General features: G+C 53.8%; 22 protein-coding genes. 4 read left to right on the top strand and 18 right to left on the bottom strand.

What is annotated here, in order from left to right; all coding sequences use genetic code 11:
• Positions 1-19: 19 nt before the first annotated feature.
• The 12 genes from ACY1JZ_RS25675 to pdhA form a co-directional block, all read right to left on the bottom strand.
• Positions 20-1,534, bottom strand: coding sequence for an SDR family NAD(P)-dependent oxidoreductase (locus ACY1JZ_RS25675; protein ID WP_270172496.1), 1,515 nt, complete (start codon positions 1,532-1,534; stop codon positions 20-22).
• A 2-nt stretch (positions 1,535-1,536) separates the two neighbouring features.
• Entirely contained in the window at positions 1,537-3,270 is a 1,734-nt protein-coding gene (locus ACY1JZ_RS25670; protein ID WP_462631589.1) for an HAD-IIIC family phosphatase, read from the bottom strand.
• A gap of 15 nt (positions 3,271-3,285) precedes the next feature.
• The gene (locus tag ACY1JZ_RS25665) at positions 3,286-3,528 is read right to left on the bottom strand and encodes an acyl carrier protein (RefSeq protein ID WP_462631588.1); all 243 of its coding nucleotides are present in this window, start codon (positions 3,526-3,528) and stop codon (positions 3,286-3,288) included.
• Positions 3,529-3,552: 24 nt separating this feature from the next.
• Positions 3,553-5,451, bottom strand: a complete 1,899-nt coding sequence (locus tag ACY1JZ_RS25660) for a hypothetical protein (RefSeq protein ID WP_462631587.1) — start codon at positions 5,449-5,451, stop codon at positions 3,553-3,555.
• A gap of 884 nt (positions 5,452-6,335) precedes the next feature.
• A complete protein-coding gene (locus tag ACY1JZ_RS25655; protein WP_462631595.1) occupies positions 6,336-7,823 on the bottom strand; it encodes a glutamate synthase subunit beta in 1,488 nt (495 codons plus the stop codon).
• 267 nt (positions 7,824-8,090) lie between these two features.
• Positions 8,091-8,579 (bottom strand): dihydrofolate reductase, encoded by a 489-nt coding sequence (locus ACY1JZ_RS25650; protein ID WP_462631586.1) that lies wholly within the window; start codon positions 8,577-8,579, stop codon positions 8,091-8,093.
• A 28-nt stretch (positions 8,580-8,607) separates the two neighbouring features.
• Entirely contained in the window at positions 8,608-9,402 is a 795-nt protein-coding gene (locus ACY1JZ_RS25645; RefSeq protein WP_462631585.1) for a thymidylate synthase, read from the bottom strand.
• Between the two features lie 211 nt (positions 9,403-9,613).
• Entirely contained in the window at positions 9,614-10,102 is a 489-nt protein-coding gene (locus ACY1JZ_RS25640; protein ID WP_270171327.1) for an acyl-CoA thioesterase, read from the bottom strand.
• Positions 10,103-10,190: 88 nt separating this feature from the next.
• A complete protein-coding gene (gene lpdA / locus ACY1JZ_RS25635) occupies positions 10,191-11,606 on the bottom strand; it encodes a dihydrolipoyl dehydrogenase (protein ID WP_462631583.1) in 1,416 nt (471 codons plus the stop codon).
• A 4-nt stretch (positions 11,607-11,610) separates the two neighbouring features.
• A complete protein-coding gene (locus tag ACY1JZ_RS25630) occupies positions 11,611-12,924 on the bottom strand; it encodes a dihydrolipoamide acetyltransferase family protein (RefSeq protein ID WP_270171331.1) in 1,314 nt (437 codons plus the stop codon).
• A 25-nt stretch (positions 12,925-12,949) separates the two neighbouring features.
• On the bottom strand, positions 12,950-13,927 hold the full coding sequence (locus ACY1JZ_RS25625) for an alpha-ketoacid dehydrogenase subunit beta (RefSeq protein ID WP_270171332.1): 978 nt from the start codon (positions 13,925-13,927) through the stop codon (positions 12,950-12,952).
• 15 nt (positions 13,928-13,942) lie between these two features.
• A complete protein-coding gene (pdhA, locus tag ACY1JZ_RS25620; protein WP_270171333.1) occupies positions 13,943-15,010 on the bottom strand; it encodes a pyruvate dehydrogenase (acetyl-transferring) E1 component subunit alpha in 1,068 nt (355 codons plus the stop codon).
• A 277-nt stretch (positions 15,011-15,287) separates the two neighbouring features.
• Between pdhA and ACY1JZ_RS25615 the strand changes: the two genes are divergently transcribed.
• Positions 15,288-16,037, top strand: coding sequence for an alpha/beta hydrolase (locus ACY1JZ_RS25615; RefSeq protein WP_462631581.1), 750 nt, complete (start codon positions 15,288-15,290; stop codon positions 16,035-16,037).
• On the opposite strand, the gene ACY1JZ_RS25610 is transcribed toward ACY1JZ_RS25615, so the two are convergent.
• On the bottom strand, positions 16,018-16,440 hold the full coding sequence (locus tag ACY1JZ_RS25610; protein ID WP_500862389.1) for a low molecular weight protein-tyrosine-phosphatase: 423 nt from the start codon (positions 16,438-16,440) through the stop codon (positions 16,018-16,020). The two genes, ACY1JZ_RS25615 and ACY1JZ_RS25610, sit on opposite strands and share 20 nt — an antisense overlap.
• 77 nt (positions 16,441-16,517) lie before the next feature.
• Positions 16,518-17,174, bottom strand: a complete 657-nt coding sequence (locus ACY1JZ_RS25605; protein ID WP_270172498.1) for a trimeric intracellular cation channel family protein — start codon at positions 17,172-17,174, stop codon at positions 16,518-16,520.
• A gap of 228 nt (positions 17,175-17,402) precedes the next feature.
• On the opposite strand from ACY1JZ_RS25605, the gene ACY1JZ_RS25600 reads away from it, so the two are divergent.
• Positions 17,403-18,278 (top strand): metal-dependent hydrolase, encoded by an 876-nt coding sequence (locus tag ACY1JZ_RS25600; protein WP_462631578.1) that lies wholly within the window; start codon positions 17,403-17,405, stop codon positions 18,276-18,278.
• Positions 18,278-18,925, top strand: a complete 648-nt coding sequence (locus ACY1JZ_RS25595) for a thiamine diphosphokinase (RefSeq protein ID WP_462631576.1) — start codon at positions 18,278-18,280, stop codon at positions 18,923-18,925. The genes ACY1JZ_RS25600 and ACY1JZ_RS25595 overlap by 1 nt, the downstream gene beginning before the upstream one ends.
• A gap of 193 nt (positions 18,926-19,118) precedes the next feature.
• Here ACY1JZ_RS25595 and ACY1JZ_RS25590 read toward each other — a convergent pair whose 3' ends face one another.
• The 4 genes from ACY1JZ_RS25590 to ACY1JZ_RS25575 all read right to left on the bottom strand — a co-directional run bounded on the left by ACY1JZ_RS25590 (position 19,119) and on the right by ACY1JZ_RS25575 (position 22,201).
• The gene (locus tag ACY1JZ_RS25590) at positions 19,119-19,895 is read right to left on the bottom strand and encodes an MBL fold metallo-hydrolase (protein WP_462631574.1); all 777 of its coding nucleotides are present in this window, start codon (positions 19,893-19,895) and stop codon (positions 19,119-19,121) included.
• 16 nt (positions 19,896-19,911) lie between these two features.
• Complete coding sequence (locus ACY1JZ_RS25585) at positions 19,912-20,580, bottom strand: GNAT family N-acetyltransferase (RefSeq protein WP_462631572.1); 669 nt, start codon at positions 20,578-20,580, stop codon at positions 19,912-19,914.
• A 75-nt stretch (positions 20,581-20,655) separates the two neighbouring features.
• Entirely contained in the window at positions 20,656-21,318 is a 663-nt protein-coding gene (locus tag ACY1JZ_RS25580) for a GNAT family N-acetyltransferase (protein WP_462631571.1), read from the bottom strand.
• 28 nt (positions 21,319-21,346) lie between these two features.
• Positions 21,347-22,201: a carbon-nitrogen hydrolase family protein gene (locus ACY1JZ_RS25575; protein WP_462631569.1), complete on the bottom strand. Its 855-nt coding sequence runs from the start codon at positions 22,199-22,201 to the stop codon at positions 21,347-21,349.
• A gap of 176 nt (positions 22,202-22,377) precedes the next feature.
• Between ACY1JZ_RS25575 and ACY1JZ_RS25570 the strand changes: the two genes are divergently transcribed.
• Positions 22,378-22,884: a C40 family peptidase gene (locus ACY1JZ_RS25570; protein ID WP_270171343.1), complete on the top strand. Its 507-nt coding sequence runs from the start codon at positions 22,378-22,380 to the stop codon at positions 22,882-22,884.
• The last annotated feature ends 190 nt before the right edge of the window (positions 22,885-23,074 follow it).

The following is a 23,074-nucleotide window of genomic DNA, read 5'->3' as shown; positions in this document are numbered from 1 at the left end:
GCCTATTCCTCCTCCCGTATCAGAAGACGCCTTCTAACACCTCATAATCACCTGGGATGGCGGTATCCGCCATCCGCTTGATCAGCGCAGCCGCCATCCGCTCAGGCAGAAGCGATTGGTGGCGCGCCAATGGCAGATTGCTCAATTCAGTCCGCATTCGCGGGGGACGCACGATGAGCAGTCTGGACCTGCACTGCTTCGCTGCCGAGCGAGCCAGGCCTTCAATGGCCGCCTTGGCCGCCGTATAATGCGGATATTCCTGTGCAGCCTCAACCGCGCACGGAGCCGACATCACGGCGCAGCAGCCTCCAGCATCTGCGACCTGCCTCAGCCAGACGGAGAGTGGCGTACCCGCCAGTCGGCAACTGGCGGCAATATAGTTCTCCATCGCGTCCCATTGCTGACTGTGCAGCCCATGAGGCAGTAGACGCAAACCTGCATTGATCACCAGCATGTCCAGCGCCCCGTACTCTACGCGCCATTGCTCCTGCAATTGCTCGCACCAGGCGCGATCCGCGACATCTCCCTTGAACGGGCGGATCGCACCCGCACCAGCAGGGACTTGTTCGACCAGCCTTGCCATCTGCTCATCGCTCTTGCGATAGAGCGCCAGCACAGTTGCGCCTTGCAATGCCAGACCCAGCGCTATAGCCGCGCCTGCTCCACGGCTTGCGCCGGCTACGACCGCCACCTTTCCTGCCAACGTCCTGGAGCGGGGCAGCGCCTGCTCCATACGTTCAACAGTAATCTCCTGTGCAGGCTCACGCACAAACACATACAGTTGTGACTCCGCGATCTGTATGCCTTGCGCACAGAGTACCGCACTTGCCCTCATCCGGTCGAAGCGCGAATCATAGCCGATAACCTCCGTCTCATATTCCAGGGCAGCCTCCTCCACATGGGCGCTATCAGCAAACTGTATCGAAAGCTTGCTGCACAGCGAATGCCTCCCAGGAAGTACCATCCCTGCTGTATAGGTCTGCCACATCAGCGCAGCCACCTGCACAGCGCCTACTCCCTTGGATCGCAAATTCAGTCGCCTCATCCACTTCTCCAGAGCTGAGGGTACGGGCCAGTATGTGCCGCCAGCCCTCATCCCTGCATGCAGATCGGCAGCGCCGAATTCCCTTCCTGTACGCTCCACATCCGGCGGCACAGCAGATGCTCGCTTCGGCTCTAACGGTTCGCCGGGACGGAAGACGGCTGTACCTCGAACAAGCACCTGACTGCCCCATACGATGCGGAATTGGCTCTCCTCCGAGTTATGCCTGAGCATCTGCACTTCGTACTCCACATCTGGAAACAGCGGGTGAATGAATTCGCTCGTCATACTAGACAACGTATAGCCAGGACGGTCTGGCAGTGCAGAGAGTGCAGTCAACTGCTCCATTACACCGTAGGCGATACGCTCTCCATAAGGTGTACGGTGAGCGTAGGACTCATCAGCATGCAATGGACTCCAATCATGACTCGCCAGTGCGAAATCATCCAGGTCGGCGAGGCTATAGCTGAAGAACGCCTGCATCCTATCCACGGTCAAGATACCATCACTTCAGTCATGCGGGCAATATAGGCAGGCCAGCACACTCCTTCAATAACGCCCGCTTCGCCTGCTACTGGACAGCCCATTGTTGCAAAGAAAGCTCTTGCCGGTTCATTCCGCGGATGCTCCTCTACGATGGCCTTCAGACGCATAACACCTTGCTCCGCAGCGCGCTCCAGCAATCCGACGAGCATGGCCTCCTCCACGCCACGTCCCAATGCTCTGCAGCTCAGTACAAAGGTATCCAGCTCGCCCTTGCCGCCCTCCAACTTGGCGATCATAGCGCCCACTGTTCCATAATCTCCATAACGATCGCTGCATTCTGCGAGCAAGACGATATAGCTTGGGTCTTTGACCAGAGCAGCCAGCTCGGCCTCAGTTCTTCTCCTGCAATTGAGATTGAATTGATTGGTTTTGTTTACCAGTTGGGTTAGTCTGGCCATATCGGCCGCTAGCGGGGCGAACGTTCGTACCGCAATATTCAGCCCCGCCCGATACGCCTCCGGCGATACAGGAAGTGCAGACGCAGCCATCTTGCGCTCCTGCTCTTGCTTGTAATAGTCGGCTCGGCCGAGATCCTCTATGGTTGGCGGCAAGCGATCCAGCGCACCTGACGCTTGCACGATGCGAATAGCTGTCGCCGGGTCGGCAGGCATCTGAATGCAGGCCACTTCCGGCAGCGATTGCTGCACCTCGGCAATCTCCATCGGGTTGTCGTCGATGAAGACGATGCTATCGAGTCCTAGGCCAAGCTCCTCAGCGATCTGCCGGATATTCTCTGATTTCGGTTGCCAGTTGATGCGCCAGGCCGCGAGATGCTCTTTTTTCAACCGCATCTCACGTCGCTGTTCAAACACAGCCCATACATCCTGCTCGTTATTTTTGGAGCAGACCGCCAGCAAAACCCCGGAACGGCGTATCTCCAGCAGATAGGATTGGAAAGCTTTGAAGGCTTCACCCTTCCCATTGTCTGCCAGATCCAGACCTTCTACGCCATCCTCTCCAACGACACCGCCCCAGAGCGTATGGTCAGCATCGAGCACCAGCAGCTTGCGGGGAGCGGTGCGGCTCATCAGGACCAGCCGAGCGATCTTGCTGCCGATAGCATGAAAGGCCTCCTCCGTATAGGGAATCCGTGCCAGATATTGCATCCTTTCATTATAGGAATGCGCATAGCCCAGATCACGAATCACTTCCTCCGAGTCGACCACTAGGACACCAAGCTTTCTGGCAAGGCGCCTTCTTAGCGCTTCCCTGACTGCTGTAGATACGGAGAACACGCCGGCAACATTGCTCGCATCTCCAGCGCCTAGCGGGCGCTGCTCCGACACTGCCGGGAGGACGAAGACCAACTGCGCTCCCCATCTTCTGGAAGCCTCCAGTGTCGCATCGGCCAGCTCCAGCGCTTCCTCGATCAAGCCTTCTCCGGATTCGACGGTCAACGGACGAGGCTTGCCGGTCCACAGATCATCCAGGGTAGGCCACACCACGAGTACATCCGGCTGGAAACGGGAGGTGAGGCTATCATCTGTCAAGCATTCCTGGACAATCTGGTTGTACGGGCTGATCAATCCGTCGCTCATGTGTCCTTCCTGCGCCAAAGCAACGCCGAGATACGGCTCTAGCGGATGAATGGTGAACGTAGACAAGTACGCAATCTTCATGCTGGCCGGCTTCTCCGACCGCTTCAAATGCTGCCATTGCATTCGCAATTGAAACAGACTCACATCGTTCCTCCTCCTTTATACCTTCGTTGCCAAATGAACATCCTTGTGCTTCAGAACCGCCTTCAGATCGCCGATCGTCTGAATATGTTGAATTTCCTCGATGGTAAAAGTAACACGATAGGTTTCCTCCACAGCCGCAATCAGATTGATATGAGCAAGGCTGTCCCACTCCATCATATTATCTCTTCCGGAGCTATCGTTCAGTTGCGCAGCATCCACACCGACCGCTGCACCCACTATTTCCTCGCAATTCATCATCTCATCCCCCGTTCATTGATTGATCTACTGTCGTTCAACTGCTACAAAATGTCGACTGTCAAGCGCCCATGCATGGTGTACAAATGACTCCAGTTCAGTCGGATCAGCGGGTATATATACAACCTCCACATCTGCACACGAGAGACGAACCTCCTCACAGAAGGCGGCATTGCTGCCGATATAGACGACTTCATCCAGACGCATCCCTTGCTCATTAGCCATCTGGCGAACAGCAGAAGCAGCAGAGGTTACGCCAGCACGCCATGTTGTGAGATGTTGCAGTCGCAGTAGCATGCTGTCAGCAAGCACTGTGAACGATTGAATCATATCTGTCTCCAAGCATGGGTCGTACAAACCAAGCGCCACACCCTGGTCATGAAGGTCAAGCGCGAGACGCTGCAACTGCTGACGGCCCGCCTCGGCTTGCAGCACATCTCCATCACTGCAGCTTCCTGTCCAGAGCACGTTGTCACATTCCATAACCAGCAGGCGCGAAGGACGCTTGAGCAGCGGGTACAGATACCGCGCCGTCCATGTCCCCAGCACTGCATAATACTCCGATGTATAAGGAACATGCCCCAGTGCATCAGCATACGCATCATTAACTTGACCTACCGGGTATACGGCAGAAATATCTGAATATCGTTGCATATATATCCCTTTAAGCCTATTTATATACTCGGTAATATGGAATTCGAGCATCTCATACCAACCTATGGAATCCCTATCCTGATGTATCTGATCAGACGGAGGCGTTATAAACAGTATGCATGGGGCTAGATTAGACGCCTGATAGGTCGCAAGCGACTGCCATAGTTCCTCCGCATGACTGTGCGCGAGCATCTCCTGCTGCTGGGGGGCTTCGCTCGCCGGATATGGGAATAAATCCTCAAGCCGAAGGTAGATCAGATTGATGCCCTCCTGGTTAAGTGCCAACAAGCTCTGGTCATCAAGCAGTTGCTGGAACACTTGATTATAAGGTGCGAAGCTAATCCTTGATCGGACGCCTAGCTGCTCCATCCAAAAGGATATGGAATCCTCCAGCAAACCGGATGTGAACGTCGAGGCAACTGCAAGCTGCAACTCGTATGGCGCCGCTACCTCAGCCAACTGCACCAAGGGTCGATCCGGCTCTTCTACGTATCGTTCGAGCAAATTGACAAGCTGTGCGGCAATATGCTCGACACGCTCTTGCTCCAGCGAAGCTGCATGAGAGAAGCCAATCTCCATCTCACAGTCGGATAGGATGTAGCCAATATCCAGAAGATGCGGCTCCATGCCGCTAATCGATTCATATAGCTCCCATCGAAGGTGCTCCGTCTGCCAGAAGGCATCAGGGCCTCCTGCCTGCGCGCGGATGCGCATCAGCCGTTGATCTGGCTTGGTATCAGCCGCTGCAATAAGCTCCTTCAATTGCCGCTTGGACTTCTGCCAATCTCTGGCCGCCATTCGCTCCGCTCGCTGACGAAGAGCCATACTACCCAGCGTATCCGTTCCATCGACAGTGGATTGGACATAAGTTGTGCCGAATACTCCGTCCGTCCAGCCAAAATGGTATTGCTGTTGACCGCTATGTCTGTGCAGCACTGCGCTTAGTGCTGCCGTCATCAGTTCATCCATAGCTAACTCGACGGCTTCTGCACGCTTTTGCAGCTTGCGATACAGGAGCGGCTGCAGCATACAGGAGACTCGCCTCGCCTGCTCATCTAAGCCGGATGGCTCCGCCCCAATCTTGGTAGACGGTCGGCTCAACCGAAGAGGCAGCGTATCGGGAATATCTGGCGCGCCGATAACTGGCGAGAATTCCACCGCGCCTGCCTCTTCTTCCTCAATCCATGGAGCAATATCTCCCCAATCGCCGCCAGCGATAGCCTGGATGCCAGTCATTGCGGCAGAGTAATGCAAAATAAGCTCAGAAATCATGCTGTACAGCAATGGGTAGTACGTTATTCTGTCGAGTTGCCATAGGAGTCTATGTTCATGATCTGCGAAATGCAGTAATAGAGGAGTTGTGAGGTCATGGGTAGAAATATTCTTATTGTATTCCTCCAGCTTGCGAAGAATAGGCCATGTTGTGCTTACTGATAGCAATGAGCTCAGCTCGCTCGGAACCTGCCAAATAGCAAGGCGGCCTTCAGGAGGAGCTAGGCCATTCAACCCATAGGTTTGAGCAAGCTTTAGCAGGCCTGACTCCAGCTCTCGTAGCTGAAGCTTGCCGTGCAAGCGAATCTCAATGAGCGAATGTGAAGACTGTATTCCTTGGGGGCCACGGAAAGACTGCCACTGTGTACCCGATGGATTCGATTGTACGTGCCCGTCTTTCCCTTCACGATCCGCTGCAGGTCTGAGGGAGGGAAACGGCGTGTCTTTACTCAGCATAAATTCACTCCTTCATCGTATTACGGGCCATCCATTGATATCGTCCTATCTCCCCTCCGATACAATAAATTTTTGATTTTGAACCCTCTTTTTCAATCTAAATCTTTTTATTCAATAAAATCTATTTTATTACAAATTTCTCAAATTAAGATTACATCAAATTACACAAAATATCAATCTCTATTTCTATTAAATTTTGAAGATTCAATACATTACTTTGTAAATGGCTGGGCCTCCGCACCCATCATAATCTTCCAACACTTCATTCATGTGACATTAGTCACCTATGTCATTCGTTTCCTGTGAAGAATGTCACAGCCTGTCAGATGCACAAAAAAGGCCTTCCCAATGATCAGCAGCCAGATGCTTTACTGGATCATGGGAAAGCCTTATATGTTCTGTTCATCCGTGAGAGAGAAAGGGGCTTATTATGGCAGCACAGTCGAGCCCATCAAGTATTTGTCAACCTCGCGCGCAGCCTCACGGCCTTCGTTGATCGCCCATACGACGAGACTTTGGCCGCGGCGCATATCGCCGGCTGCAAATACTTTATCTACGTTCGTAACATATTTGCCATATCTTGCTCTAACGTTCGACCAGCGATCCTGCTCCAGGCCCAACTGATCGATCAATGTCCGCTCTGGACCTTCAAAGCCGACAGCAATCAATACAAGATCCGCCTGCCATACTTGCTCCGTACCAGGAATGTCCTTGTAGATTTTCCGTCCCGTCTCATCCACAGAGCGTTCGATCTGCACGGTGTGCAATTCCGTGACATTGCCATTATTATCACCGACAAATTTCTTGGTCAAGACAGAGAATGCACGCGGATCAGAACCAAAGAGCGCCTTCGCTTCCTCATGCGCATAGTCGAGCGTGTATACGTTCGGGAACTGCGGCCACGGGTTCTTCGCCATATCGCGCTCCAGCGGCGCCTTCGCATGTGTACCGAACTGAGTAACCGATTTGCAGCCATGACGCAGCGCAGTCGCTACGCAATCCGAGCCGGTGTCGCCGCCGCCAATGACGATGACATGCTTATCCTTCGCAGAGATATAATTGCCATCCTCCAGATTGGAGTCCAGATAGCTCTTGATCGTTCCGTTCAAAAATTCCATCGCCGGATAGATGCCAGACAACTCGCGGCCTTCAATGTGCACCTCGCGAGCTTTGGTCGCGCCGCCGCACAGCACAACAGCATCATAGTCGCTCACCAACTGCTCGGCTGCCACATCCTTGCCAATCTCGGTATTGGTCACGAAGTCAATGCCTTCCGCCTCCATGATGTCAACGCGGCGCTGCACGACATGCTTCTCCAGCTTCATCGTAGGAATGCCGTACACCAACAGTCCGCCGATACGATCCGCCCGCTCGAATACGGTCACTTGATGACCAGCCTTGTTCAACTGCGCCGCACATGCCAGACCAGCGGGGCCAGAGCCAACGACAGCTACTCTCTTGCCTGTGCGCATCTTAGGCGGCTGAGGAACCACCCAGCCCTCTTCAAAGCCCTTCTCGATGATCGCATGCTCTATCGTCTTGATCGTAACCGCATCGCCGATCAGTCCTACTGTACAGGAGCCCTCACATGGTGCCGGACAGACACGACCGGTAAATTCAGGGAAGTTATTCGTCTTATGCAGACGATCCAGCGCTTCCTTCCACAATCCGCGGTAGATCAGATTATTCCATTCGGGGATCAGGTTGTTCACCGGACAGCCGGATGTGCCTCCGGCAAGCTCCATACCTGTATGACAGTAAGGTGTCCCACAGTCCATACAACGGGCACCCTGAGTACGTAGCTGCTCATCCGACATATGCTTGTGAAATTCTTGCCAGTCCTTAACGCGCTCCGCCGGGTCGCGGTCAATTGGCAGCTCGCGTTTATATTCCATAAATCCAGTAGGTGTAGACATGATCGCTTTCCCCCATCCGTTATCTGGTGATTTGTTCTGCTGATGCTTCGGCGCCACAAGGCCGACCGCCATGCGCTTATCCGGGCATTTTCGCTCTGCATACTGAACATGTTAATCACACTATATCTGCAAAGGTTTCTTAATTCAACAGCAAAGATTTGCCTGTAAATTGAGAAGTTGTTATATAACATCCTAGCATTTTAACGATGGCTACACCCATGGATTATCCGTATAATCATTTGCACTATATAACATATTGTTCGCTATTCAGCGACAACGCTCGTAGGTGCAAAAGGAGTAAGAATACGGATTTTCCTCGTTTTCCACCCCTTTCACGGAATCGACTAATTTCCACTCCGCTCCCGAAAATTCGGGGAAGAACGCATCTCCTTCAAATTCGCTCTCGATCTCGGTCAGTACGATCCGGTCAGCGACCGGCAGCAACTGGCGATAGATTTCCTCGCCGCCAATTACATACACATCTCCGCTGCGATGGCGGCTTAACGCCTCTTCCACCGAGTGCGCAATCTCAGCTCCTTCCGGGGCGTAGTCTGTACTTCGAGTCAGCACGATATTAACCCGATTCTTCAGTGGGCGAGCGCCGAAGGACTCGAAGGTCTTGCGTCCCATCAGCACCGGATTCCCGGTCGTCGTCCTGCGGAAAAACGCCATATCCTCCGGCAGCCTCCACGGCAGCTTATTATGATGGCCAATGACCCGATTCTTGCCCATAGCAGCAATCAATATAACAGCCAAGATGACACCTCCTCAAGCCAGCACCCTGCTAGACAGACACAGCCGCCTTAATCGTCGGGTGATGCTGGTAATCTATGATCTCAAAGTCCTCATACGTATAATCAAAAATGGAGGCCGGCTTGCGCTTAATGACCAGTCGTGGCAGCGGATAAGGCTCACGAGTCAGTTGCAGCCGCACCTGTTCAAAATGGTCGTTGTATATATGCACATCTCCACCGGAATAGATGAACTCTCCTGGCTCCAAATCGCATTGCTGTGCAACCATATGCGTCAGCATCGCGTATTGAGCAATATTAAATGGCAAGCCAAGGAAGGTATCCGAGGACCGCATCGTCAGCATGCACGACAGCTTTCCTCCAGCAACATAGAACTGGAACGCATAGTGACAAGGGGGCAGCTTCATATGATCCACTTCCGCCACATTCCAGGCACTGACGAGGTGACGACGGGAGTCGGGATTGCGGCGAATGCTCTCAATCACCTGCGAGATCTGGTCGATCGTTCGTCCATCCTCGCCCTTCCAGGCACGCCACTGTGATCCATATACCGGCCCCAGATCGCCATGCTCATCGGCCCATTCATTCCAGATGCGTACCCCATGCTCCTGCAAATAACGGACATTCGTATCGCCGCTCAAAAACCACAGCAGCTCGTGAATGACCGACTTGAGATGAATACGCTTGGTCGTTACGAGCGGAAAGCCCTTGGACAGATCAAAGCGCAACTGGCGACCAAAGACAGAACGTGTTCCAGTGCCTGTGCGATCCTCCTTGTCCGTACCATTCTCCATAATATCCTGCAATAATTCCAAGTACGCCTTCATATGCACCTCACCCTAACTGTACGAATTCAATCTATACCCCTATCATACCATGCCTGCTGCTTGTTGTGCCTCCTGATTCCGCACAAACCAAAACGCATTGCTAGCGGCTCCCAGGTGAGTGATTCGCCCTTACACGAGCGCAAGCCATTATAGCTGAACCATCCGCAGTCACCGCATCCACACTGTAGCAGCAGGCCACAGAACAGGGCGATCAGGAGGGACTGCGCCGCTGCGCACGCCGCTGCTTCCGCAGCTCATAACGCCCAGGAGCGCCGCTATGCAGACGCTTCTCCTCCTCCGTCTGCGGCACGGCCTGCGGGACGCGCTCCGGCTTGCCCGCGTCATCCAGCGCGACAAAGGTCAAGAACGCCGTCACTGTCAGCCGCCGCTCGCCCGTGAGCGGATTCTCGGAATGGACATTAACGACAACCTCCATCGAGCTGTTGTGCGTCCAGGTCACGTAAGCCACCAGCTCGATTACCTCGCCCAGCCGGATGGGCGCCACAAAGTCAAGACTGTCGCTGGATGCGGTCACAACCGCTCTGCGGGCATGGCGCATACTGGCAATCGCTGCGATCTTATCGATGTACTCCATCACCTTGCCGCCGAACATCGTGCCATGATGATTCGTATCTGACGGGAAGATCAACTGTGTCATCACTGTTCGCGATGCGTGGCATGGCTTGCTGTCCAGTTCCATTCCGATACCCCCTAAAGTGGAAACAAGGAGGTCCCTGACCGCTACTGCGACCAAGGCCCTCCTGTTATGTTTTGCGTATAATGCCGCTTTATTTTACAATCGTGTGAATCGGATGACCAAGAGCAACCTCAGCGGCTTCCATCGCAATCTCGCCAAGCGTAGGGTGAGCATGGATGGTCAGCGCGATGTCCTCTACTGTAGCGCCCATCTCGATCGCCAGACCAAGCTCAGCGATCAGGTTGGATGCCTCAATGCCAGCGATTTGCGCGCCTAGCACAAGACCATTGTCCGCATCGGATACGATTTTCACGAAGCCCTCTGTTGCATTGAGCGACAACGCACGTCCATTGATACCGAACGGGAAGCGTCCAACCTTCACATTATGGCCTTTGTCCTTCGCCTCTTGCTCGCTGTAGCCCACGCTTGCGCACTCTGGATCGGAGAAGACAACCAGCGGGATACATTTGTAGTCCACCTTGCTAGGCAGCCCAGCGATCGCTTCGGCAGCAACCTTCGCCTCATAGGAAGCTTTGTGCGCCAGTGCAGGGCCAGCTACGATGTCGCCAATCGCATAAATATGCGGGATGCTGGTACGGCATTGGTCGTCGACCTCGATCAGACCGCGGTCGGTCATCTTGAGGTTGATCAGATCCAGCCCCAGCTCTCCATCCGTGTTCGGACGGCGGCCAACGGTGACCAGCAGATAGTCTGCTGTAATCTGTTTGTCTTCGCCATTGACGGTATAGGTTACGGTAACCTCGTTATCCGTCTGCTCTGCGCTCTTGGCTTGAGCGCCTGTTACGATCTCGACGCCTTGCGCCTTCAGCTTCTTCGCAACCAGCTTGGACATCTCCGTGTCGAAGCCTGGCAGAATCGAGCTTGTGCCTTCGATAACAGTCACTTGAGCGCCAAACTTGGAGTACATCTGTCCAAGCTCGATGCCGATATAGCCGCCGCCAATAACGACAAGGCTCTTAGGCACTTCCGGCAGCGACAGGGCGCCTGTCGAGGACACGATGCGTCCGCCGAATGGGAAAGCCTTCAGCTCGATCGGACGGGAGCCTGTAGCGATGATGCAGTTCTTGAAGCGATAGCGCGGCGCTTCCTGGTCGTTGAAGACGCGGGCTTCATTTTCATTGATGAACATTACTTCACCATTGAAATATTGCACCTTGTTGCCTTTCAGCAGGGAAGCAACACCGCCGGTCAGCTTTTTGACTACGCCGTTCTTGAACTCTTGCACTTTGCCGAAATCAACCGTTACGTTCTCAGCCTTGATGCCGAGAGCTTCCCCATGGGAAGCCGCCTCGTATTGATGCGCTGCAGAGATAAGCGCCTTGGAAGGAATACAGCCGACGTTCAAGCATACGCCGCCCACATATTCCTTATCAACGATCAGGACAGATTGTCCGAGCTGGGATGCGCGGATTGCAGCCGTATAGCCGCCAGGACCGGCACCAATTACCAATGTGTCAATATCTAATGAAGCGTCTCCTACTACCATACCCCTACACCTCCATTACAAGCAGCTCAGGGTCAGCGAGCAACTGCTTGATGTAGTTCATAAAGTTTTGAGCCGTAGCTCCATCGATCAGACGATGGTCAAAGCTTAAGGAAAGAGCCATTACAGGTGCTGCTACGATCGCGCCGTCCTTCACAACCGCCTTCTCCGAGATGCGGCCTGTGCCGAGAATCGCGACCTCAGGGAAGTTGATGACCGGTGTAAAGAACATGCCGCCAGCCGAACCAATATTGGTGATGGTCATCGTGCTGCCCTTCAGTTCATGAGGGGCAAGCTTGCCATCGCGACCGCGTGTAGCCAGATCCTTGATTTCGCTGCCGATCATCCAGATGCTCTTACGGTCAGCATTCTCGACAACTGGAACGATCAGACCATTGTCCGTATCTGCCGCAATCCCAATGTTGTAGTATTTGCGCAGTACGATCTCCTGATTCGCTTCATCCAGCGTAGCATTCATGATTGGGAATTCGCGCAGCGCCGCAACCAGCGCCTTCACGATGAATGGCAAGTAAGTGAGCTTAACGCCCTTCTTCTCCGCCAATGCCTTCGACTTGGAACGCAGCTCAACCAGCTTCGTCACGTCTACCTCGTCCATCAGCGTTACGTGAGGAGCAGTGTAGACCGACTTGGACATTGCGCCAGCGATGATCTTGCGGATGCCCTTGAATGGCAGACGCTCTTCTGGACGATCGCCAGCTTGCACAGCAACCGGAGCAGGCTTCGCAGCTCCTGCTTCCTTCGCCGCTACAGTTGCATTGTCAGCGGCTGCTGCTGGAGCAGCACTACCGCCAGCGGCCAGATGGTCAACATCCTCGCGGGTAATGCGATTGTTCTTGCCTGAGCCAGTTACGCCAGACAACTGAACGCCCTTCTCGCGAGCATACTTGCGAACGCTCGGAGTAGCCAGCACCAATCCGCCCTCTGCCGGAGCTTCTGCTGCTACCGGAGCGGCTGGAGCGGCCGGAGCCGCAGGTGCTGCTGCCTTCTCCTCTGCCTTAGGAGCTGCTGGAGCAGGCGCTGCCTCCTCATGTGCAGGTGCTGCCTGCTCAGGCACATCGCCCTCTGCATCGATGATGGCAACCACTTCGCCAACATGGCATACTTGGCCATCCTTGACCAGCACCTCTTGCACCTTGCCGTTTACCGGGCAAGGAACTTCGACGATTGCCTTGTCGTTCTGCACTTCCATAATGATATCTTCGTCTGTTACAGTATCTCCCGGCTTGATGTGCACTTTAATAATTTCGCCTTCGTGCAAACCTTCGCCCAGCTCTGGAAAACGATACTCAAATTTGGCCACCTTCGGTTCCCTCCTTACGAATCAATTAAAACTCAAGCACTTTCTTCACGTTAGCAATGATGCGAGCCGGAGATGGGAGCCATGCGTCTTCGATTTGGGCAAACGGATATACTGTATCCGGTCCAGCCACACGAAGCACCGGCGCCTCCAGGTGCAGAATCGCCTTCTCGTTAATTTGGGCAATAATCTCAGCGGCCGCGCCAGACGTTTTCTGTGCTTCCTGTACGACGATCGCACGGTTGGTCTTCTGAATCGAAGCCACGATCGTATCGATATCCAGCGGAAGCAGCGTGCGCAGGTCGATGACCTCAGCCTTAATGCCTTCCTTCTCCAGCTCATCTGCCGCCTTGACAGCAGAATGAACCATCATGCCGTATGCGATAATCGTTACATCGCTGCCTTCACGAACGACATTTGCCTTGCCGATCGGCACTGTATAGTCATCCTCCGGCACTTCAGCGCGGAAGGCGTGATACAAGTTCAGATGCTCCATGAAGAAGACCGGATCATTGTCGCGGATCGCAGAGATCAGCAGCCCCTTCGCATCATATGGATTGGATGGTACGATAACTTTAATGCCCGGTGTCTGAATCGCCAAGCCTTCCAGCGAATCGGTATGCAATTCAGCCGCTTTTACCCCGCCGCCAAATGGCGTTCTGAATACAATCGGGGAATTATAGCGTCCGCCAGAGCGGTAACGCATGCGCGCCGCCTGAATGAACATCTGGTCCAGCGCTTCATAGATAAAGCCTACGAATTGAATCTCTGCAACCGGGCGAAAGCCTTGGGTTCCCATCCCTACAGCCAGACCGGCAATTGCCGACTCCGCCAGTGGCGTGTCAAACACGCGATCCTCGCCAAACTCAGCCTGCAGCCCTTCTGTCGCGCGGAACACGCCGCCAACCTTGCCAACATCTTCACCGAATACGAGCACATTCGGGTCTTTTCTCAGCTCCACGCGCATCGCGTCGCGGATCGCTTCTTTCATATTCATTTGAGCCATGATGACGGTTCCCCCTTATTCAAAATCGGCTTTTTGCTCTTCCAAATGCTGCGGTGTCGTCTCGAACATCGAATCAATCAGTCCGGCAATCGTCATTTTCTCTGTTTGCTCGGCTTTCTTGATGTGTTCATTGACAGTCGCCTTCGCCTCTTCCTTCACACGCGCGGTCTCTTCCTCGGACCAGAGGCCTTTTGCTTCCAAAAACTTGCCGAAACGAACAAGCGGGTCCTTCAAAGCCCATTCAGCCTCTTCATCCTTTGTACGATACTTGGTTGTATCGTCTGCCATGGAGTGAGGACGGAAACGGTACGTCAAAATTTCGATCAGTGTCGCGCCTTCGCCGTTGCGTCCACGCTCGGCTGCTTCAGACACTGCTTTGTATACAGCCAGTACGTCCATACCGTCTACCTGCACGCCCTTGATGCCTGCGGCAATCGCCTTGTGCGCGATCGATGGCGCAGCCGTCTGCTTGGCGAAAGGCGTTGTGATGGCATAGCCGTTATTTTGTACAGCGTAAATGACAGGAAGCTTGAATACACCAGCAAAGTTAAGCCCCTCGTAGAAATCGCCCTCGGAGGAACCGCCGTCCCCTGTGTACGTAATAGCGACACGCTTCTCGCCGCGCTTCTTGAACGCCATGCCGAGGCCAGTCGCATGCAAAATCTGTGCGCCGATAATAATCTGCGGCATCAGCACATTGACATCTTCCGGAATCTGTCCGCCATGCTGATGTCCACGGGAGTACAGGAATGCCTGGTACAGCGGCAGGCCATGCCATACGAGCTGAGGCATGTCGCGGTAGCCCGGACAAACATAGTCTTCTTTATTCAAAGCATATTCACTGCCCACCATCGACGCTTCCTGACCGGATACCGGCGCATAGAAGCCAAGGCGGCCTTGACGACCCAGGTTTACGGCACGCTCGTCCCAGGTGCGGGTAAATACCATGCGGTACATGATTTCTTTCAACTGCTCATCGCTGAGATCAGGCATTGCGTCTGGATTAATAATTTCCCCTTCAGGAGACAGAATAGAAAGCGGTGTAACCGGCTCTGTCTGAACCTCGTAAGGAAGCTTGGTCATGAACGTTCACCCCAATAAAGATATTTGAATATCAGATGTAGCTGTTATAGAATTATTATAAACCTGTTTAACTGAAATGGTCAAAAGAAATATCGAAAAAATCGTTATTTTATCTTATTTTTTCGTTCTAGCGATCCATTTTTGTTTGTAATACAGCAGCGTATCAACATATGGTACAGATTGATACAATAGCCGGAAAAACGCTGTCATTATGCCGTTTCCTCCCTATTGTTTACCCTGTTTTGCTGTAAACCATTCAAGCAAAGGAGAAAAGAATATGACCTCACCGCAATATTTGAAGCGCACAATTGTAAAGGAAACTGTAGTGTCCCGCTACCTGCCGGAGGGCTCGCGCGAGCTGCGCGTGTACCTGCCTCCCGGTTATAATGAAATTATTAGCTACCCCGTCATCTACTGCCAGGATGGCGAGGATTTTTTCAACTTTGGCCGCATTGCCACACTTGCCAACAAGCTCATCCTTGAAGCGGATATGGAGCCCATCATTATCGTGGGCGTTGATGTGGACAAATCGAAACGAACAGCCGAGTATGCACCGGATGGCGACCGCCATGCCAGCTATATTCGCTTCTTCGTTGAAGAGATGATTCCTTATGTAGCCTCTCGCTATACCGTCCGCGATGAACCCGGACAGGTTATTTTGGCCGGCGACTCGCTTGGCGCCACGGTTTCGCTCCATATCGCACTCGCTTACCCCGGCCGGTTTACGAAGCTGATTTCCTTCTCCGGCGCTTATTTCCCTGTCTCGCGGGAACTGACACGTCAGCATCCAGAGTCTCTTGAATGGCTGAAGCTGTTCATGACTGTCGGGCTGCAGGAGACCGCATTCGAGACGACAGACCGCGGCGTCTATGATTTTGTGGCGCTGAACCGCGACATGAAGGCCGTCCTAGAGAGCAAGGGCGCGGGCTTGACCTATATAGAGCGCGATGGCCTGCACCAATGGGGCTACTGGCAAAAGCAAGTGCCTGAGGCGCTGGAGTGGGCCTTCAATTCAACGGCTCTCTAATTAGAGCCAGCAGCTTGCGGCAGCCCGCCTCCACCATCTCGTACACCTCTTCAAAATTGCCTGTATAATAGGGGTCCGGCACATCGGCAATGCCGCGCTGCGGCAGCAGATCCATGAACTTCATCGTCTTGGCTCGCGTACTGCCCTGCGGAAGCCATTGCCGGATGTCCTGCTCATTTTGACTGTCCATGCAAATGATATAATCAAATTCGGCATAATCCTCGCTGCGCACCTGGCGAGCCTTCATGCCTTCATATCCGATGCCGTAACCCTCCAGCAGCCTTCTGGTGCCCTCATGAGGCGGCTTGCCGATATGCCAGTCGCCTGTGCCCGCAGAGTCGATCTCAACTAGCTCCTCCAGCCCTTGCTGCTTCACCATATGACGAAGCACCGCCTCCGCCATCGGTGAGCGGCATATATTGCCCAGGCATACGAACAGCACCCGTTGCTTGGTGCCGATGGTTTCATTCACTTGCGTTGTCACTTCTGTTCATCTCCTGTCATCTGTTGGGACTTCTGCTTTGCCGCGGCAGCCAGCTTGAGCGAACGGCGCGGCAGCTTCCATCTGTAATGGACGGATAGCATACGGAAAATGATAATGAGTACGAACAAACCGAGCAGCTCCAGCGGAGTCTGCGCCCAGCCAAGGCCGATAATTACCCCGCCTACCATTGCCCAGACGGCATAAATCTCGTCGCGCAATACGAGCGGCTTGCGTCCAGCGAGCAGATCACGGATCATCCCGCCTCCAATGCCTGTCAGCACCGCTGCGACAATGACTGCGCTCACCGGCACCTTCATCGTAGTAGCCGCAAGCGCCCCCTGAATGGCGAAGGCGGACAGACCGATCGCATCGAAGAAGGCTTCGCTCCTCTGCCAGCGCTGAATCCAGTCAACCGGCAGCAAGAAAGCAACCAGAACCGAGATGATCGCCGTCTTCAAGAATAGCCCCTGGCTCCATAGCGTCGTAATCGGCATGCCAATCAGCATGTTGCGCACAACCCCGCCTCCGAATGCCGTCACCAGACCGAGTACAAAGACGCCCAGAATATCATACTCCTCTTCCATGGCTACTATCGCTCCGCTGACCGCAAATGCGATCGTGCCGATAATACTGAACCAGCTAAAAATATCCAAATCCACGACCGAAATCCCCCGTCTTCCTCTGCAACATGAACGCGTGTTGTCGCAACATGTCTGTTAATGTCTTTTCTCATTGTAGCGGTGCCACATCATTCGTGCAAGCGCCCCTGCAATGCGGGGATTGGAATTTGTTGCTGGGGCGGCTACAATAGAATCGGTACAGCATGCGTGCTGTGCCGCTTACTTGCGCGCCGACTACTATGACTGCAAAGGAATGAAGGCATGAACAAGAAGGGACATCTATCGTTGGCGCTGGCTGCCGGTTCCATGGCTGTATACACTAGCCCCTCCTATTCATTAACAGATTGGAGTCAAGGCTGGGCAGCTATACTGCTCGTCGCTTGCGCTGGCATCGGCGGGCTTGCGCCTGATCTCGATCACAAGACAAGCACTGCCAGCAAGACCATTCAATTCTCGGCTCGCAATCGGCGCACGCTGCGCACCATCTCCAGCTCCTGCTTCGCCGCCGGCCTTGTACTGACGATGCTTTGGCTGCTTAGCCGTTATGATCTGATCGCCTGGGAGAGCTGGCTGCCCTCAGGATGGCAGTCCTACGCCCTCCTGGCCGTACAGGGCGGCCCGTTCCTCATCGCAGGCGGCGTGCTGTTCCTGGCGATGACACGTCTGCGCACGCTGATTCTGCTTGGCGCAGGCACGGCTCTGCTCATTGCAGCCTATCTGAACCATTGGCACTGGATCGCCTCGTTCGCTGGCATCGCGCTCCTTGTGCTGCCATTAGTCAAGCATCGCGGCATCATCCATACACCTGAGTTTGCTTTGGCAATGACACTCGGGCTGTTGTCGTTCGCCGCGCAGCAGAGCGAGCCGGTTCAGGCCGCGGCAACCGGCTTCATCCTCGGCTGGTGGACTCATCTGGCTGGTGATTGCTTCGGCAGCGAGGGCATTCATCTTCTCCTAATTCCCAAGCTGCGCATCGCGCTTCACCTGTTCGCCAACGGCGGCGCAACGGAGCGGCTTGTTGTGGCGATCTGCACGCTAGCGACAACGATCATCTGGTTTGCACTTCTACTCGCGGCTCCTGATGGGATGACGCTGTTCGCACAATTTACAACCTTTCAAGAAATGAGGAAACAGTGATGGCTTATCTACCACATACGGTCGTTATCGTAACCGGAGGACATCTAGGTGAATGGGCCTTAGCCTATATCGATGCCAATAGTTATATCATCGGCGCTGATCGCGGCGCCCTGTTCCTCGTACAGCACGGCATTCGCCCCGATCTGGCCGTTGGTGATTTCGATTCAGTCAGCCCTCAGGAGCTGGAGCAGATCCAATCGGTCAGCAAGCAGTTGCTGCGTTGTGATGCCTTTGACAAAAATTATACCGACACCGAGCTTGCCTTCATCAAAGCGCTGGAACGCCATCCTGAGCGCATCATCATCGCAGGCGCGCTCGGCACCCGCTTTGACCACTCTCTCGCCAATGTTCAATTGCTGGCGCAAGCGGAGCATCACGGAGTTGTGGCGGTTATCGCTGACGAGCATAATGAGGTTCGGCTCGTGACGAGGAGCATCACGGTTGAGCGCGGGCGGTTCAGTATGGTGTCTCTGCTGCCGCTGAGTGCCGAGGTGACAGGCATTCATCTGCAAGGATTTGTCTATCCTCTGCACAATGCTACACTCGCCATAGGCCAATCACTCGGCATCAGCAATGTGCTGGATCACGAGAGCGGGACGATCACGATCGACTCTGGCAGCTTGCTCGTTATTCACTGTAACGGATAACCGACGAGCTGCCCCGCAGCGATTCGACAAAGTATACGAATTGTATCCCTAATTTAACAACAGGGTACCCCCCGCGGCCAGAATGGTCTGCTCCTCCCCTTGCAGACAGTAAACATCGATGCCGATTACAGTCAAGTGGAACATACCAGCGCGCGTCATGGTACCCTGTTGTATGCGTAACAATGGATCAGAACTAGAAGGAGAAGGTCATGCCTGTCTTGGCGAACATGGCATGCTCAGGCAGGGAATAATCCCTCCCCACATCTATATCATGGGACAGATGCGTGAAAATAACCGACTCCGGCTGAACAATCTTCATCAATTCCAGCGCTTCGGTCACATCATAGACAGACCTGGTTTCGGGCGGGAACGGCTCCTTGAAGAAGCTCGTGCCCAGAATCAGCAAATTTAAATCATACAGCGGCTTTATTTGTTCCTCGGACAATCCGATAGCATCTGAGCAGTATGCCCAGGCAATGCCCGTCTCCTCATGATCAAAACGGAAGGCATACGAGTAGCCGTTCTTCCCATGATTGACCCTCCAGCATGTCACCTTCCACATGCCGATCTGAATCCCTTCATCCATCGGCAGAAAGTCAATGGATTGATGAAGCCAGGGGAATCTTCCCTGGATCTCATCAATAACAATCTGCGGAGCGTACAATTGCCCAGATTCGCCTAGCCATCTGCAGGCATCGGCCCATTCCACCAAGCCCCCGATATGGTCAAAATGAGCATGGGTAATCAATACCCGATGAATGCTGCGCAGCCCGGCAAGCTCCATCTGCCTGCCGAAGTCAGGGCCGCAATCAATGAGCGTATCCCCGCTTCGCTTGTCGCATATATGCAGGGAGGAGCGCAAGCGGCGATTACCGCCCCTGCTCCTGGCCTCCTGGCATACACCGCATTCACAATAAATTCTGGGCACGCCCATCGCGTCCCCCGTCCCCAAAAACGTAAGTCTTGTCATGGACGACAGCCATCCTTTACAGCGGCATCAGCGCTATTTCGTTATGAGTTTTGATTTCGTTCATCATGTCGAGCCAAGCCTGCGGCTTGTTCGGCAACGCAGCATAGTATTCGTCAAGAAAACGATAGACCAGCTCAGCCGGGATAGAGGCTCTCTCCTCATCAGCAGGCAAGAAGCAGAGGTTCAGCCCTTCGACCGCTTCGCCCTTATGATCCCAAGACGGATGCACATAGTCGATGTCAAGCCTGCGGTATCCGATATGCGACAGCACCTCGCGTCTGACATAGGGGTTCATCGGTGTCACACCGCCAAAGCTATGCTCGACTTGATACGGATCGTAGATTTCTGCAAACATTCCGATCGGCTCGCTGCCAGCTTCGGCAGCGATGCGCGCAATATCGCGCTCTCGATGCTTCATCAAGAAACGGCCGATCCCTAGACCAGGCTTGCCGATAATGGTAAAATCGGTCATGGCTGTCCGATAATGAGGGTAGTAGCGGTATTCTGTCGCCCCCACGACCTCCTCGCCTTCAATAGCCACATACACATAGATTGCCGGGTCTTGAATCGGCTCCTCCCACAGACTGTATTCCAGCACCTCCTCAGGCGGGAACACCTCCTGCATCAGCCGGTGCATCTTGGCGAAATACGGATCGGTTATCGATGTAATTCGGTAATAGTTCATCGTTGCTCTTCCTCTCTATCTATATCTGCTTTCAAATGACAACTTAGACTCCTGCAGCTCATCACGCCGCGTCGCTCACTTAACGAACGGGTTTCTCCATTCCATCAGCACCCCGTAATTGCAGGATTCCTCATCCTCCAGGTAATGATCGGCAACACCTACAGGGATGCGGCCGCAGCGCAAGAGAAACGTAATGACAGGGTCCTTCCACACACCCGCTACAACCTGCTGTACATATTGCTCTGCGGTCGCCTCATGCGCATGCCGATGGTAGCCAGGCATTCGACCGCCTCCAAGCAGACGGTGGCACTTCAAGTGAACGACGACCTCATACATGGTCTGCATCAGCCATTTGCCAATCCCGGCCTTGCGGAATGAGGGGATAACGCAAATATCCACAACGTACAACGTCTCGCCACCCGGCTCATGATTGCGAATATAGCCTTGATCTGTTATATCCGCCCATGAATGTGTACCCTTCAATTGATCGTTGCCCACACGCAGCGCGGTCATGGAGCCGATCAGCCGTCCGTTCGCCTCCGCGCACAGCGCCCCCTCTGGAAAGCAGCGCACATGCTCCCGCAATTGCTCCGGCTGCCACCATAGCTCGGAGGGGAAGGGCGGCGGAAAGCTCTCCTGTTGAATCGCAATCATCTGCTCGATGTCCTGTTCTGTATAGTTGCGGATAACGACCGGCACAGGCCGATCATCCACAAATACATAAAGCTCCTTCCTCATCTCGCCTTCCTCCTCAGGGACGCTCGCTCTACCAATCTGGATACAGGTCCGTTCTCCGGTCGCGCCATGTCGTTACGGAGCCGCTCTGGCGAACCTTCTCCAGCAGCGACAGGTCAAGATCCCCTACAACCAGCATATCAAAATTGATCTCTCCAGCCGCTACGATCCCAGCCGGCGGAAACGGAATATCATTAGGTGAAATGATCGCCGCCTGGCCGTAATTCGCCCTCATGAAATCAACCTTGCGCAGCGAGCCTACTGTTCCCGTCGTCACAATATAGATCTGATTCTCGACGGCCCGGGCATGACAGCAATAGCGGACTCTGTAGAAGCCATGCCGATCATCTGTACACGATGGGCAGAATACGACATCGGCTCCTTTGGCTCTGGCCATGCGCACAATCTCTGGAAACTCGATATCATAGCAGGTCAGCATGGAGATGGTGCCGTAACGGGTCTGGAATACCTCCAGACCGTCTCCAGGCGTCATCGACCATTCCTCCACCTCCGTCGGCGTCATATGCAGCTTCGCCTGCGTATCCACCCGCCCGTCCGGGTGGAAGAGGAAGGCCGTGTTGCGCAAGCCGGCATCAGCCTGGACAACATGGGTTCCTCCAATTATGTATACATCATGCTGCTGAGCCAATTGGGTGAACAGCTCCGTATATGCCTCTGTGAACTCAGGCAGCCGCTCGATTGGCAATGCCTCCTGAGTGCTGTCTCCAATAGACAATAGCTGAGTTGTCATGAACTCGGGAAACAAAATAAATTGAACGCCGTATTCCATCGCATTCTTCACATAATGGGTCACCTGATGCGAAAATTCGGCAAAGGATGATATGTCCTTTAGTTCATATTGTACAGCCGCTACGCGATAAGTCATATAAATCTCCTCTCATCCTTCATTAAAAAAATCTCATTAAATTCTCATAATACAGCTCAAACCGTTGGCAGCACAGTCTATTCCTTCTCTTTGTTATAATTTAGGCTGCTCGATATTTGATATAGTACTACCAAGACTTAAGAACTACAACCATTATTTCGGGAGGATGTTCAATCATGCTCAAGACTCAATTTACCCGTATTATGATTCGCACCGGATTATGTGTGACCCTGCTAGGCACCGCGGCTGCTCTCGCCGGACAATATCCGGCAGCACATGCTGCTGCAGAGACTTCCACATCTATATCGAGCCGTGTGATTTCACTAGGTGAGAAATTCCTTGGCGTGAAATACGAATTTGGCGCGCCTTCAGGCAGCACCATAACGTTCGATTGCTCCTCCTTTACCCAATATGTATTTGGCAAATTCGGTATTTCTCTGCCCCGCATCTCGAAAGACCAAGCCGAGGAGGGCTATGCCGTCAGCAAATCGAATCTGAAAAAGGGCGATCTGGTCTTCTTCTCTGTTCCATCGCGGACAGGCAGCTCGATCGGCCATGTTGCCATCTACGCCGGCAACAATCAAATTCTGCATACGTATGGGGAAGGCGGCGTTACGTATTCGGATCTCGATGCTCCTTACTGGAAGGATAACTACATCACCGCACGGCGGGTGCTCCAATAACACTTGATTCGGCTCCGCCCGCTGCTTGCGGATGTACACCGTCGCCCGGCGCAGCGCCATGCGAGGAGCCTCGCTGCACGCACCCTCCTCGTATCGATCGAGTAGGAGGGGGCGCCTAGCCCCCGTCCTCTCACACCACCGTACATGCGGGTCCGCATACGGCGGTTCCAAAAGGTTAACAAAGCTCCAA

This window comes from Paenibacillus sp. J5, assembly GCF_054955055.1.
This window is presented reverse-complemented; position numbering and strand designations above follow the sequence as displayed.

Excerpts from the sequence above, each read along its gene's own strand:
- ACY1JZ_RS25665 (WP_462631588.1), bottom strand. The coding sequence starts at position 3,528 with ATGATGAATTGCGAGGAAATAGTGGGTGCAGCGGTCGGTGTGGATGCT.
- ACY1JZ_RS25660 (WP_462631587.1), bottom strand. The coding sequence starts at position 5,451 with ATGATTTCTGAGCTTATTTTGCATTACTCTGCCGCAATGACTGGCATC.
- ACY1JZ_RS25655 (WP_462631595.1), bottom strand. The coding sequence starts at position 7,823 with ATGTCTACACCTACTGGATTTATGGAATATAAACGCGAGCTGCCAATT.
- ACY1JZ_RS25645 (WP_462631585.1), bottom strand. The coding sequence starts at position 9,402 with ATGAAGGCGTACTTGGAATTATTGCAGGATATTATGGAGAATGGTACG.
- ACY1JZ_RS25640 (WP_270171327.1), bottom strand. The coding sequence starts at position 10,102 with ATGGAACTGGACAGCAAGCCATGCCACGCATCGCGAACAGTGATGACA.
- lpdA (WP_462631583.1), bottom strand. The coding sequence starts at position 11,606 with ATGGTAGTAGGAGACGCTTCATTAGATATTGACACATTGGTAATTGGT.
- ACY1JZ_RS25625 (WP_270171332.1), bottom strand. The coding sequence starts at position 13,927 with ATGGCTCAAATGAATATGAAAGAAGCGATCCGCGACGCGATGCGCGTG.
- pdhA (WP_270171333.1), bottom strand. The coding sequence starts at position 15,010 with ATGACCAAGCTTCCTTACGAGGTTCAGACAGAGCCGGTTACACCGCTT.
- ACY1JZ_RS25615 (WP_462631581.1), top strand. The coding sequence starts at position 15,288 with ATGACCTCACCGCAATATTTGAAGCGCACAATTGTAAAGGAAACTGTA.
- ACY1JZ_RS25610 (WP_500862389.1), bottom strand. The coding sequence starts at position 16,440 with ATGGCGGAGGCGGTGCTTCGTCATATGGTGAAGCAGCAAGGGCTGGAG.
- ACY1JZ_RS25600 (WP_462631578.1), top strand. The coding sequence starts at position 17,403 with ATGAACAAGAAGGGACATCTATCGTTGGCGCTGGCTGCCGGTTCCATG.
- ACY1JZ_RS25595 (WP_462631576.1), top strand. The coding sequence starts at position 18,278 with ATGGCTTATCTACCACATACGGTCGTTATCGTAACCGGAGGACATCTA.
- ACY1JZ_RS25590 (WP_462631574.1), bottom strand. The coding sequence starts at position 19,895 with ATGACAAGACTTACGTTTTTGGGGACGGGGGACGCGATGGGCGTGCCC.
- ACY1JZ_RS25585 (WP_462631572.1), bottom strand. The coding sequence starts at position 20,580 with ATGAACTATTACCGAATTACATCGATAACCGATCCGTATTTCGCCAAG.
- ACY1JZ_RS25580 (WP_462631571.1), bottom strand. The coding sequence starts at position 21,318 with ATGAGGAAGGAGCTTTATGTATTTGTGGATGATCGGCCTGTGCCGGTC.
- ACY1JZ_RS25575 (WP_462631569.1), bottom strand. The coding sequence starts at position 22,201 with ATGACTTATCGCGTAGCGGCTGTACAATATGAACTAAAGGACATATCA.
- ACY1JZ_RS25570 (WP_270171343.1), top strand. The coding sequence starts at position 22,378 with ATGCTCAAGACTCAATTTACCCGTATTATGATTCGCACCGGATTATGT.